This is a genomic window from Vibrio algarum, assembly GCF_028204155.1.
GTDB lineage: Bacteria > Pseudomonadota > Gammaproteobacteria > Enterobacterales > Vibrionaceae > Vibrio > Vibrio algarum.
On the sequence record NZ_JAQLOI010000001.1, the window covers coordinates 200,329 to 216,939 of the forward strand.

The following is a 16,611-nucleotide window of genomic DNA, read 5'->3' on the forward strand; positions in this document are numbered from 1 at the left end:
GAAAATTAAGTTAATTTTTTGGAGGGATGTCTTCGGGGATTGAGTATTGAAGTTTGAGTTTTGAAGCTTGAAGCTTGAGCACTCGCTTTGCTCGCTTCTAGATTCTAGAAGCGAACATAGTGAGCGCTCAAGAAGCCGTAGGCGATCATTTTTAATACCTAAAGAACAGCTTCAATTTTCTATTCGCGATATCAATAGAGGCTTCACAAAGACGCTGTAAATTAAGTATAACTGAATCTTGCTTGGTGAAGTTGACTCTCAAGGCCTGCGCATCTCCTTGATACTCTTCAGCAATACGGACTAAACAACGCTCTATAATTTCAGCTTTATTAACGATAACATCATCATAGCTGTTCATTTTCTTACCACCTCATTGCCACCAGCATTTTCATTCTTCCAACGTTCTACGAAACTAGCAAGATTATCTTGACGGCTATATTGCAAATCTTGATACATTCTAAAGGTGTCTGTCTCAAAGAAATCAGCTTTTATACGATCACCGACTAAAAACAAGCCTTCAGTGACAACCTGAAAGCGCAGTACCGTATTGCACTCCATCAAATTGATGAGATCAACGTCTTTGTTCAATTGCTTCGAAATGGCTTGTGCCGATTCCCAAACGGCGATAGACGTCATTGGCTCTGTCGGAAACACAGCAATATCGATGTCGCTATTTTTTGTCGACCGTCCAGATGCATAAGACCCAAACAGATAGGCAAATTCAACACCTTTAGGCAGGTGCTGCTGAAGCGCCTTCACTATTAATATTTGATCCATTGGCTACCTGCGTGATTGCATAGAGACTATTTAGTTTACTTTAATTTTAAATTTAAGTCTTGAGGGTTGAAGATTGACCACTCGCGTTTCTAGATTCTAGAAGCGAACATAGTGAGCGCTCCAGAAGCCGCAGGCGATCGCTTTTAAATCCAGATCACACATTTTAATTCACAATTCAACAACGCAAATAATTTAAAAAAGCAATATATCTCATTTAACCAACGATACTGATTATGAGATTTGAGAAACTAAAAGTATGGCAAGATAATTGTCGATTACCTGTTAAGGCAACGAAAGCTTTTTCAACGTTTGCAAATTATAGCTTAAAAATTCAAACGGCAATTGCATCAGCAAAACCTATCATATATGATATCTTCGCGAGTCATAATATAATATTTAGAAGATACCGTTATGGCTTGGAATATTGACCTGTTTGAAGGCGTGGAAGATGAGATTCTTCGTATGCCGCCTAAAATTCAAGCTCGAATGATTAAAATGCTTGAACTCATTGAAACACATGGCGCTAATCTAGGCGAGCCCCATACAAAATCAATGGGAAAAGGTTTGTTTGAAATACGAGCCAAGGCACAAGAAGGTATCGGTAGAAGTTTATTTTGCTATTTAAACGGCAAAAATATCGTCATTCTTCGTGCCTTTGTTAAGAAAAGTCAGAAGACGCCTAAAAAAGAACTCACTCTTGCTATAAATAGAATGAAAAAGGCTAAAAATGAACACCTTAAAATCTCTCAAATTAAAAGCCCTCAGCGACGCGGAAGTTAAGCATGAATATGATGCACTCGAAGCGGAATTCAACTTTATCCATGCATTACTATGCATGCGACAAAACGCTGGGTTAACTCAGTATGAAGTAGCGGAAAGAATGGGAACGAAAGAAGCCAATATTTCTAGACTAGAAAAAGGCAATGGTAACCCAACAATAAAAACGTTGACTAAATACGCTAAAGCATGTGGTTGTCAGTTAGATCTGAGCTACAAGCCTATCTAGCCCTAATTTAAATTATTAAAGAATGAGCACTCGCTTTGCTCGTTTCTAGGTTCTAGGTTCTAGGTTCTAGATTCTAGATTCTAGAAGCGAACTTAGTGAGCGCTCCAGAAGCCGCAGGCGATCGCTTTTAAATCCAGATCACACATTTTAATTCACAATTCAACAACGCAAATAATTTAAAAAAGCAATATATCTCATTTAACCAACGAAACTGATTATGAGATTTGAGAAACTAAAAGTTTGGCAAGATAGTTGTCGATTATCTGTTGAGATAACGAAAATTTTTTCAACATGTTCAAATTATAGCCTAAAAGATCAGATAACCAGGAGCGCTCTTTCTATCCCTTCAAATATCGCAGAAGGAGAAGAAAGACAAAGCAACAAAGACACATCTCGATTTTATTACTACTCTAAAGGCTCATGCGGCGAGTTAGTAACCCAACTATATATTGCAATAGAATTAGGTTATATCGACAAAACAAAAGGGTTGCTTCTAGTTCAAGACGTGAAAAAAATTGCAGCAGTCATCGCAAAACTTATACAAAGGAAATCAAAACCTTAGATGATTGAGGCTTGAAGCTTGAGACTTGAGCACTCGCTTTGCTCGTTTCTAGGTTCTAGATTCTAGAAACGAACGCAGTGAGCGCTCCAGAAGCCGCAGGCGATCGCTTTTAAACCACTCTATCGCCAGATCCTTTACCTGTTACCGTTTGAATAATGTAAGTAAAATAATTAACTAGCGTTAAAGAATGAATCATTTTTTCATCCCATATCGCAAGCTTTTCTGGGGTAGACATATCTATTTCATTCACTTGTGCTAACCCTGTGATTCCGGGGCGAACGTCAAAAACTCCTCTTTTCTCTCTTTCGCTAATTAACTCTTCTTGGTTGTACAGGCAAGGCCGTGGACCCACTAAGCTCATCTCCCCTTTTAACACGTTTATCAACTGAGGAAGTTCATCAAGTTTGGTTTTACGTAAAAACGAACCCAGCTTGGTAACCGAGCTGCTATTGGCTAAATGGGTTGCAACCGAGGCCGTGTTAACACCCATGGTTCTAAATTTTATTAACGTAAACGGCTTCTGTTTTCGACCTACCCTCTCCTGCATAAAGATAGGAGAGCCCGTATCAAAGTACCCTAAAATAGTCACAATAATTAGTACCGGCCAAAGAAACAGTAGGCCAAAGAAAGAAAAAATCAGATCTAAAAATCGAAGCATTAGTAATCCATTATGTGTGAGTCTGTGGTGATTTTAATTGTTTTATTTTCTGTGCAAAGTCATTTATTGAAAAAGTGCTTTATTGATACGTGATAAACACAACCGCAAGAAACTAACGTCTATCAAATTGGTGGCGGTCTAACCCCAAATTCTAGATTCCCGTTTTACCAGAAGAGACGAGGGGGCGGGTGAGCACTAACCGAACCGCATTCACTTCTTTTTCTGCATATAGTGATCTACCGTTCGCTGTATTCCTTCATCTACATTAAAAGGCGGTTCCCATTCCAATCTGCTTTTTGTTTCTTGGATATCTAACTGTAAATTCCCACATAGGCGTTGAGCTACCTCAGATTTACCCACAATTTTAGCCGCCAGCTTTAACCAAGCCGGAGGAATAGGAAGTAAAAAGTAACGCCTTTTCTTCATCGCTTTGGCGATAGATTTCAGCATATAACTGATAGACACATCATGATCGTCAGAAACAAGGAGCGTGCGACCCGCTACTTTGGGATGTACACAAGAGAGTAAAATCAGATCCACGAGGTTATCCAAATAAACCATGCTGCGTTTGTTGTCGATAGCGCCAAGAGGAAGCGGCAAACCTTTAGCAACAATATTCATCATAGAAAGAAAGTTGGCTTGGACATTGGGGCCATAAACCAAGGGTGGTCGTATAATTACCACTTCTAAACCAGTTTCTTGCGCTATTTTTTGCAAACCGACTTCTGCATCGTATTTACTAAGGCCGTAAGGGTCTGTGGGTTTATTGGTTAAATCCGGTTTAAAAGATTCACCTGGTATTGTCGCTTCGCCGTTTACCTTAATTGAACTAAGAAAAACGAACCGTTTAACACCCGATTGCGCTGCTTGCTTTGCTAAATGTAACGTACCAAGTGTATTCACTTCATGATATGCGGATTTTGCCTCTGCTTCGGATTCGTTCATTTGGTGAACGCGAGCTGCACAGTGAACAACGCAATCAACCCCATTAAAAGCGCCTTCCCACTGTGTGTTTGATGAGATATCGGTTATCTGAAAAGATTCGGAGTTCTCTGCTGATTTTCTTGAAGATGTTTTATCATTCTGAGAAGACAAGCGCTTAACCTCAACACACTTCCAGCCTTGCTTCAGCGCTATCTGAACCAACCGAGAACCCACAAAACCTGTACTACCTGTAATAAGAACTTTCAATTCATACCCTGCTTATAATTAAATCAAAATAAAAATCTTACTTAGTCATTCCTACCCCCTCGTCATTCCCTCATCTCTTCGTCATTCCCTCGAAGGAGGGAATCTGGACTTAGTTCCCCACCTTCGTGGGGATGACGCAGGTTTCGTGGAAATAACGTCGGTTTCGTGACAATAACGTCGGTTTCGTAAGTATATCGCCGATTTCATGCGTATAACGCCACCAATTCCATCCCTCGTCATTCTCACACGCTTCGTCACTTCCTCACCTCTTCGTCACTCCCTGACCCCTTCGTCATTCCCTCGAAGGAGGGAATCTGGACTTAGTTCCCCTCCTTCGTGGGGATGACGCAGGTTTCGTGAAAATAACGTCGGCTTCGTAGAGATGTCATCTATTCCCCACGTATCACGCCATCATTTGTAAAAATAATAGTGTATTAATAGGGACAATAACTCCCATCTATACATAGAACGAGAAAACAAAACTATACCACCTAAGCCGAACCAATGTCGCCTGTAGCATTCGGTAACGCAATTGTCGTACAACCTCTAGCTATAAAACCTCAAGCGGATTACAATACGGCCGATAACTATAAATTAACATACTATCCTTAGATTATAGGTATTTACACCTATTCTTCGATGATTAAAGACCAACAAAAGTCAAAAGATATCTTATGCGATAAGATACACATAATTTGATGAAATATTTCACGAACCTCTATTTGTGGCTTATCTTCATCAAGAGTCGTTAGGCACATATAAGACGAGTATAAAAGTGAGGAATGATGAAAAGTGATATTTTACCTGTAGTAATGGCAGGGGGATCAGGTACACGACTTTGGCCTATGTCTAGAACTCACTTTCCAAAACAATTCTTGACCTTAACGAACACACTAAGCATGCTGCAAAACACTTTGCAACGGCTAGAAGAGATCAACCATCTACCCGCCTGTTTTATCTGTAATGAAGAGCATCGATTTTTAGTCGCAGAGCAAATTCAAGCCTACTCAAGTACACATAGTGGCATCATCCTTGAACCTGAAGGGCGCAATACGGCTCCTGCTATAGCGTTAGCGGCGCTAAAGTCAGTAGAACAAGGTAACGATCCCATATTGTTAGTACTTGCAGCCGACCACGTAATTAAAGATAAAGAAGCATTTTGCAAGGCTGTAATTGACGCTCAAGTGTTCGCCAAAAATGGTAAATTAGTCACTTTTGGAATACTTCCTACTACCCCCGAAACTGGTTATGGCTATATAAAAAGAGGTGAATCAACCGACACATCTCAAATAGCTTATTTAGTTGACTCATTTATCGAAAAACCAGATACATATACTGCACAAGCTTATTTAGATGATGGCCGTTACTACTGGAACAGTGGGACGTTTATGTTTAAAGCATCTCGCTACCTAGAAGAATTAGGCAAGTTTAGACCCGATATTTTAGCTGCTGTTAAAGAATCTCTTGATGTCGCAGTTAGTGATCTAGATTTTATTCGTATACCCCCAGAACCGTTTAGTTTATGCCCTGCAGATTCTATCGATTATGCAGTAATGGAAAATACCTCGGATGCAGTCGTGGTACCGATGAATGTAGGATGGAGTGACGTAGGCTCTTGGTCCTCTCTGTGGGAACTCAGTGACAAAGACAAAAATGGAAACGTCACTCAAGGCGATACGATTAACATAGATACAGTTAACAGTTACGTGACCGCTCCAGAACGCCTTATTGCGACTGTTGGGGTTAAAGACCTGGTTATTGTTGACACAAAAGATGCATTGTTAGTTGCGCATATAGATAAAGTTCAAGACATCAAGAATATAGTAGGTGAGTTAAAGAAGCAAAACCGAACAGAATTTTTACAACATCGACAAGTCTATCGCCCATGGGGCCATCATGATCATATCGCTGAAGGGCAACGGTATCATGTTAAAAAAGTATTTGTATACCCTGGTGAAAAGACCGCAATGCAGGTTCATTACCATCGTGCAGAGCACTGGATTGTGGTTTCAGGAACAGCGAAAATTTATCGAGATGATGAGACCTATACCATCACCGAAAATGAATCTACGTACATTGCAGTAGGCGTTAAACACTGTTTTGAAAACCCAGGAAAAACACCTCTTGAAATCATAGAAGTGAGAACAGGCAGCTATTTGGAAGAAGACGACATTGTACGTATTGGCTCCTCTGGTGAGGGGTACTAACTTTTTAAAACCTACGATTCACACTGATATTAAAATAGTGAAATAACAAAGTACATTACTAAATACTTAAAAAAGTAGGTAACAATTGGAGCAAACTTGCTAGTGTCGCATTGTGGCCAAGTACCTGAAATTGGCATTATTGGTTATTGCCCTAGGCTCAAGAAGACGGAACTGTAACATCGTGCTTAATCCTATGTTGCGCTCAGGTCGCAGGTGGTGGGATATCATTTATCGTACAACCTCTAGCTATAAACCCTCAAGCGCATTACAATACGGCCGATAACTATAAAAGTAACAAACAAACCTTAGGCTTTAGATGTTTACCCCTATTCAACGATTATTAAATGCCAACCGTAGTAATAAAAGAATCATAAGCATTATTTATGACTGCTTTGCTATAGTGCTGTCTCTTTACATGGCCATTGCCGTCAGGTTAGGCGTGTACAGCTTTGCTGTCGATATCGATGAAGTCTTAAGCTTACTCATTACATTAGCTGTTACTATTTTCTGCTTCATTAAGCTTGGCATGTACAGGGCCATTTTGCGTTACATGACCTTTCCTGCCCTTGGAAATATTTTTGTCTCCGTTATTATTTCAGCGCTGACGTTAGCGCTTAGCAGCTATTTTTTTAAATCATTTATTCCAAGAAGTGTCCCTTTTATTTATGCAGGTTTAGCTGTTATTACCTTGGGTGGGCCAAGGGTGTTTATTCGTAGCGTTTACTATCATTATTATAAAAGACAAAAACCTAATGTGTTTATTTATGGAGCAGGCGCTACTGGTCGAGAACTGACTTACGCATTAATTCAAGGTGACGAATATCACCCTGTTGTTATTCTTGATGATGATAAACGCAAATCAGGCGAAATAATGTACGGCATTCGAATTCACCATAGTGACGAATTTGAAAAGCTACAGGCTTTATATGAACCAGTAAAACTGTTGCTCGCTATTAACAATATAAACAACAAAGAGCGATTAGACTTAGTTGAAAAACTCTCTAGCTTACCAATTGAGATTCAATCGGTTCCGTCGGTAGAAGATATCGCAACAGGAAAAGCAAACCTGACGGATGTACGAGACCTCGATGTGTCCGATTTACTTGGTCGAGCACCAGTAGAACCAGTAAAAGAATTACTAGCAAAAAATATTACGGGTAAAAATGTAATGGTAACCGGTGCCGGTGGTTCTATAGGTTCTGAGCTATGCCGTCAGATTTTAAGACAAAACCCTAAGACTTTGGTTCTTTTAGAGTTGAATGAATACAACCTATATAAAATTGACCAGGAACTAGAAGCCGCAAGAATCAACTTAAACCTTGATACAAAGATTATCCCTGCATTAGGTACGGTTCAACGACAAAACCGTGTCCAAAACCTTATGGAAGCCTACAGCATTGAAACGGTATACCATACCGCTGCGTATAAACATGTGCCGTTGGTCGAAAGCAATATTGTAGAAGGCATTCGTAATAACGTATTTGGTACCTTAGCAGCGGCTCAGGCAGCCATTGAAGCGGGCGTAAAAGATTTCACACTGATTTCTACCGATAAAGCAGTTCGTCCAACCAACATTATGGGTGCAAGTAAACGCATGGCCGAGCTGGTGTTGCAAGCCCTTGCCAGTAAAGAAACCGAAACAACCTTTACTATGGTGCGATTTGGCAATGTACTTGGATCTTCTGGCTCTGTTGTGCCTCTTTTTAAGCAGCAGATAAAGGATGGCGGCCCTGTCACCGTCACTCACCCTGATATCATCCGTTATTTTATGTTAATACCAGAAGCAGCCCAGCTTGTAATACAAGCAGGCGCAATGGGGAATAACGGGCAGGTATTTGTACTAGATATGGGTGAGCCTGTTAAAATCCTGGACTTAGCGAAACGTATGATTCATTTAATGGGTATGAAAGAGTATGTGGAAGGCTCAGCAGAAGAAGGGGACATCGCGATAAAGTTTGTTGGGTTGCGCCCTGGAGAAAAACTTTACGAAGAGCTGTTAATTGGCGATAACGTAGCAGGAACCGGCCATAAAAAAATAATGACCGCTGATGAAGAAAAATTAAGTTGGGATGAAATGGATATTTTAATTCATCAACTAGATACCTGCTGCCATGAATTCGATATTGAGTGTATCAAAAGAATATTATTAGAAGCGCCAACTGGCTACGCACCGACAGAAGAGCATTAAATGAAAGTACTGCATGTATACAGAACTTGTTATCCCGAAACCAAAGGTGGTGTGGAACAGGTAATTCGTTACATAACGAAAGGCTGCCAAGGATCTGGAGTAGAGTCGAAAATTTTGGCTCTCTCAGATACTGAAAATAAAAAATTCATCCATGAAAACACTGAAGTTATTTTAACAAAGAAAATTTTTGAATTGGCATCAAATAGTTTTTCACTAGGTATGTTTATTGAGTTCTATAAATTATCTAACTGGGCTGACATCATTCACTATCACTATCCTTGGCCTTCTGGCGATCTTCTAAGCATATTAAATTATTCTAAGCCAACCGTGATCACATATCATTCTGATATAATAAAGCAAAAGTTTCTCAAAAGAATCTACTTCCCTTTAGAACAATTTTTCTTGAGTAAAGCAAGTGTTATCGTAGCTACATCCCCTCAATACGCAGCTTCTAGTAAAACCTTAATAAAATTCAATAAAAAAGTTGAAGTTATTCCTCTTGCCATAGATCCGGAAGACTATAAACACACGAATGATGCTTTAGACACAGAGATGAAAAATAGATATGGCACTAACTTTTTTTATTTGTTGGTGTATTAAGGTACTATAAAGGGCTTAAATATCTTATTGAGGCAGCACGAACTGTAGATCACAAAATTGTAATTTCAGGCGACGGTCCATTAAGAGAAGAACTTAAATCTCTAATTTTTAAATATAATTTAAAAAACGTCATATTGACTGGTTTTATCTCAGAAGATGAAAAAAAGGCACTTTTGAGACTTTGCAAAGCATTTGTATTTCCTTCTCAGTATCGTTCTGAAGCATTTGGCGTTTCATTATTAGAGGCACAACTGTTTAAAAAACCGATAATAAGTTGTAATATTGGTACCGGTTCTAGTTTTGTAAACATACATAATAAAACAGGAATCGTTGTCCCACCGAAGGATGTAAATTCATTAAGTTTAGCAATGAATCATCTAGCTAAAAATGACTCATTATGCCATCAGTTAGGCGAAAGTGGCTTTTCGAGATTTAGTGATATGTTTACTATAGAAAAACAGAGTAACTCATATGTTAAGTTATACAATGCACTTATAAACGGTAACAAAAATTGAGAATAGCCATAGATGCCAGGCCTCTTAGCAGAGAACTAGCCGGAATCGGTCGATATACTTATAATGTCCTTAAAGAACTGTTTATTTTGGACAAAAAAAATACATACTATCTCTATACAGATTGTACGTTGAAGTTTGATTTTTCTACTTTCAAAAATGTGAACGTTAGAGAGGGTAATATTAATTCAACCATTGGAAGTGTAATATTTTCTCAATGTGTATTTCCATATTGGATTAAGAAAGATAACATAAATACATTTTGGTCTCCAAGGCATCATTTACCCTTAATTACATATTTGATGCCTAACATAAATAAAGTCGTTACTATCCATGATATTGTATGGAAGGTACATCCTGAAACGATGCCAAAATCAAGAGTAATACTTGAAAAACTACTATTTACACCAAGTTTGATTATTTCAGATAAAATCATATCCATATCAAAATTCACTAAAAATGAATTAGTTAGTAACTTTGACGTGCCAAAAAATAAAATATCAATTACACAACTAGCGAGTTTTATTGGTCCTTTGGGGCGAAGCAATATAGTTAATCAAGAAAAACTTATTCTTTTTATAGGCACTTTAGAACCAAGAAAAAACCTTGAAAACTTATGTATTGCATTCAAAAAACTAATCGATATTGAAAAGTACTCAAATTATAAATTAGTGATTGTGGGTGGGAAAGGTTGGGGCAACCTTAATCTCAATGCCTTAATTGAAAAACTTTCCATAATAAAGAATGTGGAAATAAAAGGCTTTATAAGTGACCAAGAATTAGTAGAACTTTACGCTTCATGTGAAGTGCTTACTATGCCATCAGTATATGAAGGTTTTGGACTGCCAGCTTTAGAAGCTTTATCGATGAAAAAAAGGCTGTTGTTGGGGAGAAGAGTGCTATATCAAGTATTAAAGGTGACAATGTTTTCATTACAAAAATAGACTCTGATAGTATTTTCAATACGCTAACGAAGGCAATAGAAACACAACCGTCAGAATATGCACAGGTAGATTCAGACTGGTCATTGATAGCTAAATCAACGTTGAACATACTAATCTCAAATTCAAAAACTATAATTTAATTTTTTTATCCTTAACTCTGTCATAGCTAAGGATAAAAATATAGATAAGAACGTTATTTTATTGATTATTATGCATTAACGTTATTTAGTTAAACCTCAAAATTAAATAATCTTCATATCAGGAATCCTTTACAGGCATGTACATGATTTTTCCAGATAATTACGAGAAAATAGCGAAGATGTAAGTAACAAAAAAATATCAAATTTATATCGTAATCAAGAAGTTTCGCTATATAATCAATCTATGTGATTTTTTCAGAGCTAAAACCCTTATACTTCAAAGAAAATAATTGTTGGTCAAAAACAGTGATAGTGGGAATACCAAGCGAGAATAACTATCTAATAGGAAAAAATAATAACACTTACTAAATCTAGTTAAAAACCTTAAGTTTAGCACCACTCCAGCAAGCTACTATCAAAACTAGTCGGATTAGTGTGTATCAATTAAAAAACGATGAAATCAAATTTTTTATTTTAACATATAACCAATAAATCCTTTCCAAATACCAATCCATCTATTCAAATAAAAGTTGGATTTTTTTAAATCCAGCAGAAAAAGAAATAGTAGACAACCAAATAAAGGGCGTATGATATTGAATTTTATAAAATAAAAGGCTCCTTCAGCTGTAAAAAGGTGCTTGGCAATAAATGCTCCTAAACCAATCGCTCTGCTCTTTACCCTTCCCAAATCAGAAAAATCCAAATCAGAAGGTGGATGAAATACGTAATTAATGCTCGGATTGTAATAACCAGTATAGCCTCGTTTTAAAAGTCTAAAGACTAGATCATTTTCTTCTTCAGCACCAAAAATCGAGCCTAGACCGAATTGTTCGTCAAACTCTATATCTGAACTTCTTCTAACAAAAAGAGTAGTAGAACTACCTAACGTATAAAAAGTTGACAATTTTTGCCTTGTTGTAATATTTTTCCCTGCTACTATTTGATAGGAATTCTCATCTATCGTCTTTCCCATCAAAATGTCATAGCTTTCTAGTAAAAAATATTGATTTACGTTATGCAACAATTCTTGGGGGTAAATACAGTCATCATCTGGAAAGCAAACAATGTCACCAGTATAATATTTTAAACCTACATTTCTTGCTTTGGACAACCCTAGATCAGACTGTAAATATACTATATTAAGACATTCATATTCTAATAATAGTAATTTAATTCTGTCGTCCTGATTTTGGTCAACAACAATAACTTCAAAATGTTTAAATGTCTGCCTAACTAAGGAATCAAGTAGTTCTTTTACTTCAATTTCTCTATTCACAGTACATAAAATTAACGAGAACTTCATATAAAACCCAAGAAAGAATCTATATATTTATGCCTATTTTTAAGCTCTGGATTATTATAACCATAAAACTCGATGTTATTAAATTTGGCAGCTTCAAAATCGTTAGACGAATCACCAATTAAAATTGTCTCATTCGTACTATATCTATTTAAATCAATTATTCCTTTTACAATCTCTGATTTAACCTTTGGCGACCCTTCTATAGATAAAAAATATTTATTCAAATCAAGAGAGGTACATATATAGTTCAAATCTTGATCATCTGCACCAGAAGCAACATGCATCCTATATTTATTAAAATTAGATTCTATATAAGACAATGTTTCTTGAATAACGTACTTTTTGTTAGCTAGTTCTTTCTTTGTTATTTTAGAATATTTATTAGCATATTCTAGAACCTTAGTTTCGGAAATATCCTGATTTAATATTTCATTAAAAAAGTACTCTATTTTAGCATATCTCGATTTACCACCATTAACTAGATGATAATTAACTAATTTTTCTACCGATATTTCGTCGTATGTAGAGAAAAGCTTCCTAAAACCATCAGTTTTTACAGGAATAGAATCTAAAACAACCCCATCGAAATCAAAAATTATATTTCTAATCAAACTCTTACCTTTACAACAGTTTTTACTACTTTAACTGAATCGACTACTTTCATTCCTGGCATATGAGCATCCTCGGGATAAAAAATCGCTACGTCACCTTTCCTTAAAATCAAACAAGAAGTACTATCTGAGTCTGAGTATTTTATTAGATCTATAGATTCATCATAAGAAAATGTTTCTTTTAAATCATTAACATTTTTTATTGCTATGATCTCCTCACCGTCTAATATAAATTGCACATCAATATACTTTTTGTGAGACTCAAAGAAACATTCACTTCGTATTTTTGTGTTATAAACTTGTTCTAAGGCAAAACTAAATGCATTTAACTCTATTTTATTAAATGCATTTAAGGGTAACGAAGTTAATCTTAAATTCTCTTCAGAGTCTTGTTGCATAGCTTTACCTAAATACTCGAATGCAGTATCAAACTTTGCATCTTTGATCTGATCCTTTAATATTTCTAAATTACCAAATATAGCCATGATAGTTCCCTTTTAACTAAAAATTATCTTCATTTGAAATATTTTCAATGCTTTTTAAACATTCAAGTAACCCTTGCCCCATATCTATGTACGGGTTTGCCACAAGCTTTTTACTTCGCGTAGGGTGAAAGGAATATGGCGTTGTCTTATAATGATTAGAATACCCATCATTATTTAAACTAATCTTCAATCTCCCACCAAGTATCTCATTAATCATATGAAAAAGTTCTTTTCGCTGAATTCTTTCAACACCAGTTAGAATTACGTGTTCATTTATAAACTCATCAGATTCAATAATATTAAGTCCTAACTTTGCTACATCGGCAGCGTGAATGTATTCTCTAATTTCTTCACCATCACCACTATGGTTTATCTCACCATTTTGCAAAGAGCTTTTTAACAGGTTATATATATAATTATTGTGATAGTCTCTCTCACCATAAACAGAACCGTACCTCACAATAGTAAATTCAAGACCAAATTTTTTATAAAATTCTTCTGTTAGTTTTTCAGACGTTAGCTTACTAATTCCATAAAAAGACCCTTTGTCACTCATAGCATAAGCGCTGCTCGCATAGACAAATCTTTTTATATGATACATTCTACATGCTTCAAGAATATTCAAATTACCTATAACGTTAAGCTCGATAGCTTTTGTAGGCTCAGAAATAGCATCATCAAGATTAGCAAAACCTGCAAAATTAAAAACTATATTAGCATCTTTTACTAAATCATTTACTTCGTCTTTTTTTAATATGTCGCATCTTCTGAAGTACTTGTTATCAACATACTTTGAAGGATTCAAATCCGCAGAAACCACATCGTACCCACTGTCTAGTAGCTCTTCTACGACGTAACTTCCAATAAAACCATTACCACCAAAAACAACTACTTTTTTACGCATTTTCATAAACTTCATTTTTTAGAGGTTGATTATTTCTAAATCTAATCGCTTCTTCAACAGCTTCAACTTCCATATTCGTGCGGCTATCAACAGTACTTGCTCCCATATGGCAAGTCAAAACACAATTGCTAAGCTCAGTCAAATTCCCTTTATATGGCTCTTCTTCAAATACATCAACAGCTGCACCTGCTATCTTGTTGTTTTTTAGTGCCTGATATAGATCTGATTCATTAATAATCCCGCCACGAGCAGTATTAACTAAAAGCGTATGTGGTTGCATCAGATCAAATTCTTTAGCTGTGATAAAATCAATTGTGTCTTTTTTCAATGGAACATTTATGGAGATAATATCGCTGTATTTGAGCACATCTACCTTTTCTACAAATTTAACCCTATGCAATCTTCCCAAAGCTATATCAGGTTCTATATCATGCACTAAAATATTAACATTAAACGGTGATAATAGATGAACGAGACTCTTGCCAATTCGCCCCATCCCAAATATACCAATTGTTTTACCATAGAGGAGAGTCCCCATATGCCTTTGCCATATACCTTTCCGAATATTGCTATCTGTATGAGAAATTTTTCTCGCAATATCCAAAATCATGCCTAAGTTAAGCTCAGCCACTGCCATTGTTGGTGCATCTGGTGTATAAGCAACTCGAATCCCATACCTTTTGCATAGATCAAAGTCAATACCATCTAAGCCAATACCGACTCGCGAGATCAACTTCAAGTTAGGTGCATTTTGAAGTACTTCTTCAGTAATTATCTCTGTACCAGCAATAAGAATCTCTGTATCTTCGATATGCTGAGCAAGTTCTTGTGTAGAGATCTTGTGTTCAAATGGATTTAAGCGTACTTCAAATTCGTTATACTTCAACAAACGCATCGGATCAGGCGATGTCGAAGAAAATGGATGTGTAGATACAAATACCTTTTTCACTTCAAAGCCTCTCTGATTTTTTTCATTCCTGTTCTTGCACTATCGCCCAAAAAGAAAAAATCTAAGCTGTATGCTAAAAAGGTACAACCCTGGTTAGCTCGTTCGATAAATTTCGTTGGCTCCGATTCAATTACGTGAAATCCTGATGGGACTTTATTTTCTTCGCAGACACATAAGACTTTTTGAATTGCTTCTTGTACATCCTTACGATCGTACTCACCAGGGGCCCCCATAGAAGCAGACAAATCATAAGGGCCAATAATTACGCCGTCAATACCATCTGTTTTGATGATATCTTCAATGTTTTCTACAGCTTGAAAGTGCTCAATTTGAGCGATAATAATGAGCTCATCGTTCACCCAATTTTGATAGTTTGCAAAATCTAATCCATAATTTTGAGCTCGGTAAAGTCCGACACCTCTAGCACCAATAGGTGGGTATTTAGCATATGAAATAGCTTCTACCGCATCTTCCTTCGTCTTAACCATCGGAACAACAATACCATCTGCACCGGCGTCCAGTACCCTTTTAATAACAACTTCTTCATTCTTACTCACACGCACTAAAGCCTTCATGCCTTTAGCTTGAATTACAGTTATTAGATGTTGTACTTTTTCAAGACCAATTGTTGTGTGTTCTATATCGATCACTAACCATTCAAACCCAGCGCTTGCCAAAACCTCCACTACAGCGGGATGTGAAATTGTGACCCAAGAGCCAACAGTTAACTCATTGTTCTTTAACTTACTTTTCAGGCTCATAACTTATCCTTGTGAATGTATAATAATTCTGCCAGTTTGAAGTCTTCTGGCTCATCAATATCCACAGCTTCTAACTGATTTACTTCAAATATTTGTGGTTTCAAGCCAATTCGTTTGTTGTCAGAGTCTGCGAATGCTTGCTTAGAAAAAATGTAGAAATTGGAGTTTTCTTCGTATAAAGGAGTTAGATCTTGAGTTCTTAACAGTTCATGCGGATTGTGGTTAATAGGCTTAGCGTTTTCGTCATAAAGCCTAGTCTGTAAACGCGTTACTGAGAATAGAGAGTCAAACTGTTCAAGTTTTGAAAAGTACTGCTCAATCGCTGCATCGATTGTTGCTGAACGAACCAATGGATTAGTACTATGAGTTTGGACAAAGTGCTCCCCATCTAAATGTGCGAGATCATAGTCAATGATGTTGTTCATTGAAACAAAATCACCTTGGATTCCTTCAGGACGATCAATAACAATAACTCTATCACCAAAGTGTTTTTCCGCATCTTGCTTAATAATCTCGCTATCTGTATTGATAATGACTTTTTCTACATATTTTGAACCTAGCAATGCCTTCATAATAGCATGATAGAGTGGAGCTCCATCAAAGTCTCTCATGTTTTTATTTGGAACTCGCTCGGAGTTGCCTTTCATTGGTAGTAAAGCTTTTACTTTCATCTTGTTATTACCTAAAGTGTTTATAGTTTCTAATCTCTACAAGAACCATCAGAACTAAAAATTAAAAGATTACATTACTTAATCGATAGAAAAAAACTCAAGCTTTTCTTCTTTATTTCTATTGATTCTCATATTTTTCGTC

At 36.7% G+C, this 16,611-nt stretch carries 19 protein-coding genes; 8 read left to right on the forward strand and 11 right to left on the reverse strand.

Annotated elements, in window-relative coordinates; all coding sequences use genetic code 11:
- Positions 1-151 precede the first annotated feature (151 nt).
- Positions 152-358, reverse strand: a complete 207-nt coding sequence (locus PGX00_RS01040; protein WP_272132122.1) for a HepT-like ribonuclease domain-containing protein — start codon at positions 356-358, stop codon at positions 152-154.
- Positions 355-777, reverse strand: a complete 423-nt coding sequence (gene mntA, locus PGX00_RS01045; RefSeq protein WP_272132123.1) for a type VII toxin-antitoxin system MntA family adenylyltransferase antitoxin — start codon at positions 775-777, stop codon at positions 355-357. The genes PGX00_RS01040 and mntA overlap by 4 nt, the downstream gene beginning before the upstream one ends.
- A 411-nt stretch (positions 778-1,188) precedes the next feature.
- Here mntA and PGX00_RS01050 point away from each other — a divergent pair, with 411 nt between their 5' ends.
- From PGX00_RS01050 to PGX00_RS01060, 3 genes are all read left to right on the forward strand, one after another.
- Positions 1,189-1,557 carry a type II toxin-antitoxin system RelE/ParE family toxin gene (locus PGX00_RS01050; protein WP_272132124.1) on the forward strand — a complete coding sequence of 123 codons (369 nt, stop codon included), beginning with the start codon at positions 1,189-1,191 and terminating at the stop codon, positions 1,555-1,557.
- Positions 1,558-1,612: 55 nt separating this feature from the next.
- Positions 1,613-1,783 carry a helix-turn-helix domain-containing protein gene (locus PGX00_RS22795; RefSeq protein WP_323131681.1) on the forward strand — a complete coding sequence of 57 codons (171 nt, stop codon included), beginning with the start codon at positions 1,613-1,615 and terminating at the stop codon, positions 1,781-1,783.
- A gap of 217 nt (positions 1,784-2,000) precedes the next feature.
- Complete coding sequence (locus PGX00_RS01060) at positions 2,001-2,345, forward strand: four helix bundle protein (RefSeq protein ID WP_272132127.1); 345 nt, start codon at positions 2,001-2,003, stop codon at positions 2,343-2,345.
- A 109-nt stretch (positions 2,346-2,454) separates the two neighbouring features.
- Here the strand turns inward: PGX00_RS01060 and PGX00_RS01065 are convergent, their stop codons facing one another.
- Both PGX00_RS01065 and PGX00_RS01070 read right to left on the reverse strand, forming a co-directional pair.
- Positions 2,455-3,003, reverse strand: coding sequence for a sugar transferase (locus PGX00_RS01065; RefSeq protein ID WP_272132128.1), 549 nt, complete (start codon positions 3,001-3,003; stop codon positions 2,455-2,457).
- Positions 3,004-3,213: 210 nt separating this feature from the next.
- A complete protein-coding gene (locus tag PGX00_RS01070) occupies positions 3,214-4,194 on the reverse strand; it encodes a UDP-glucose 4-epimerase family protein (RefSeq protein WP_272132129.1) in 981 nt (326 codons plus the stop codon).
- Positions 4,195-4,979: 785 nt separating this feature from the next.
- On the opposite strand from PGX00_RS01070, the gene PGX00_RS01075 reads away from it, so the two are divergent.
- From PGX00_RS01075 to PGX00_RS01095, 5 genes are all read left to right on the forward strand, one after another.
- Positions 4,980-6,401, forward strand: coding sequence for a mannose-1-phosphate guanylyltransferase/mannose-6-phosphate isomerase (locus PGX00_RS01075; protein WP_272132131.1), 1,422 nt, complete (start codon positions 4,980-4,982; stop codon positions 6,399-6,401).
- 316 nt (positions 6,402-6,717) lie between these two features.
- Positions 6,718-8,589, forward strand: coding sequence for a polysaccharide biosynthesis protein (locus PGX00_RS01080; protein WP_272132133.1), 1,872 nt, complete (start codon positions 6,718-6,720; stop codon positions 8,587-8,589).
- On the forward strand, positions 8,590-9,189 hold the full coding sequence (locus tag PGX00_RS01085) for a glycosyltransferase (RefSeq protein WP_272132135.1): 600 nt from the start codon (positions 8,590-8,592) through the stop codon (positions 9,187-9,189).
- Positions 9,190-9,215: 26 nt separating this feature from the next.
- Complete coding sequence (locus PGX00_RS01090; protein ID WP_272137879.1) at positions 9,216-9,704, forward strand: glycosyltransferase; 489 nt, start codon at positions 9,216-9,218, stop codon at positions 9,702-9,704.
- On the forward strand, positions 9,701-10,645 hold the full coding sequence (locus PGX00_RS01095; RefSeq protein WP_272132137.1) for a glycosyltransferase family 4 protein: 945 nt from the start codon (positions 9,701-9,703) through the stop codon (positions 10,643-10,645). Before PGX00_RS01090 ends, PGX00_RS01095 begins: the two co-directional genes overlap by 4 nt.
- 609 nt (positions 10,646-11,254) lie before the next feature.
- Here PGX00_RS01095 and PGX00_RS01100 read toward each other — a convergent pair.
- The 7 genes from PGX00_RS01100 to PGX00_RS01130 are packed head-to-tail and all read right to left on the reverse strand — an operon-like array spanning position 11,255 to position 16,469.
- Complete coding sequence (locus tag PGX00_RS01100) at positions 11,255-12,088, reverse strand: glycosyltransferase family 2 protein (protein WP_272132139.1); 834 nt, start codon at positions 12,086-12,088, stop codon at positions 11,255-11,257.
- Entirely contained in the window at positions 12,085-12,699 is a 615-nt protein-coding gene (locus PGX00_RS01105; RefSeq protein WP_272132140.1) for an HAD family hydrolase, read from the reverse strand. The genes PGX00_RS01100 and PGX00_RS01105 overlap by 4 nt, the downstream gene beginning before the upstream one ends.
- Complete coding sequence (locus PGX00_RS01110) at positions 12,696-13,184, reverse strand: YhcH/YjgK/YiaL family protein (RefSeq protein ID WP_272132141.1); 489 nt, start codon at positions 13,182-13,184, stop codon at positions 12,696-12,698. The genes PGX00_RS01105 and PGX00_RS01110 overlap by 4 nt, the downstream gene beginning before the upstream one ends.
- A 16-nt stretch (positions 13,185-13,200) precedes the next feature.
- Complete coding sequence (locus tag PGX00_RS01115; RefSeq protein WP_272132142.1) at positions 13,201-14,088, reverse strand: NAD-dependent epimerase/dehydratase family protein; 888 nt, start codon at positions 14,086-14,088, stop codon at positions 13,201-13,203.
- Positions 14,081-15,037 carry a phosphoglycerate dehydrogenase gene (locus tag PGX00_RS01120; protein WP_272132144.1) on the reverse strand — a complete coding sequence of 319 codons (957 nt, stop codon included), beginning with the start codon at positions 15,035-15,037 and terminating at the stop codon, positions 14,081-14,083. The genes PGX00_RS01115 and PGX00_RS01120 overlap by 8 nt, the downstream gene beginning before the upstream one ends.
- Entirely contained in the window at positions 15,034-15,798 is a 765-nt protein-coding gene (locus tag PGX00_RS01125) for an HpcH/HpaI aldolase family protein (protein ID WP_272132146.1), read from the reverse strand. Before PGX00_RS01125 ends, PGX00_RS01120 begins: the two co-directional genes overlap by 4 nt.
- On the reverse strand, positions 15,795-16,469 hold the full coding sequence (locus PGX00_RS01130; protein ID WP_272132148.1) for an acylneuraminate cytidylyltransferase family protein: 675 nt from the start codon (positions 16,467-16,469) through the stop codon (positions 15,795-15,797). Before PGX00_RS01130 ends, PGX00_RS01125 begins: the two co-directional genes overlap by 4 nt.
- Positions 16,470-16,611: the final 142 nt, after the last annotated feature.

Excerpts from the sequence above, each read along its gene's own strand:
- PGX00_RS01040 (WP_272132122.1), bottom strand. The coding sequence starts at position 358 with ATGAACAGCTATGATGATGTTATCGTTAATAAAGCTGAAATTATAGAG.
- mntA (WP_272132123.1), bottom strand. The coding sequence starts at position 777 with ATGGATCAAATATTAATAGTGAAGGCGCTTCAGCAGCACCTGCCTAAA.
- PGX00_RS01050 (WP_272132124.1), top strand. The coding sequence starts at position 1,189 with ATGGCTTGGAATATTGACCTGTTTGAAGGCGTGGAAGATGAGATTCTT.
- PGX00_RS22795 (WP_323131681.1), top strand. The coding sequence starts at position 1,613 with ATGCGACAAAACGCTGGGTTAACTCAGTATGAAGTAGCGGAAAGAATG.
- PGX00_RS01060 (WP_272132127.1), top strand. The coding sequence starts at position 2,001 with ATGAGATTTGAGAAACTAAAAGTTTGGCAAGATAGTTGTCGATTATCT.
- PGX00_RS01065 (WP_272132128.1), bottom strand. The coding sequence starts at position 3,003 with ATGCTTCGATTTTTAGATCTGATTTTTTCTTTCTTTGGCCTACTGTTT.
- PGX00_RS01075 (WP_272132131.1), top strand. The coding sequence starts at position 4,980 with ATGAAAAGTGATATTTTACCTGTAGTAATGGCAGGGGGATCAGGTACA.
- PGX00_RS01080 (WP_272132133.1), top strand. The coding sequence starts at position 6,718 with ATGTTTACCCCTATTCAACGATTATTAAATGCCAACCGTAGTAATAAA.
- PGX00_RS01085 (WP_272132135.1), top strand. The coding sequence starts at position 8,590 with ATGAAAGTACTGCATGTATACAGAACTTGTTATCCCGAAACCAAAGGT.
- PGX00_RS01100 (WP_272132139.1), bottom strand. The coding sequence starts at position 12,088 with ATGAAGTTCTCGTTAATTTTATGTACTGTGAATAGAGAAATTGAAGTA.
- PGX00_RS01110 (WP_272132141.1), bottom strand. The coding sequence starts at position 13,184 with ATGGCTATATTTGGTAATTTAGAAATATTAAAGGATCAGATCAAAGAT.
- PGX00_RS01115 (WP_272132142.1), bottom strand. The coding sequence starts at position 14,088 with ATGCGTAAAAAAGTAGTTGTTTTTGGTGGTAATGGTTTTATTGGAAGT.
- PGX00_RS01125 (WP_272132146.1), bottom strand. The coding sequence starts at position 15,798 with ATGAGCCTGAAAAGTAAGTTAAAGAACAATGAGTTAACTGTTGGCTCT.
- PGX00_RS01130 (WP_272132148.1), bottom strand. The coding sequence starts at position 16,469 with ATGAAAGTAAAAGCTTTACTACCAATGAAAGGCAACTCCGAGCGAGTT.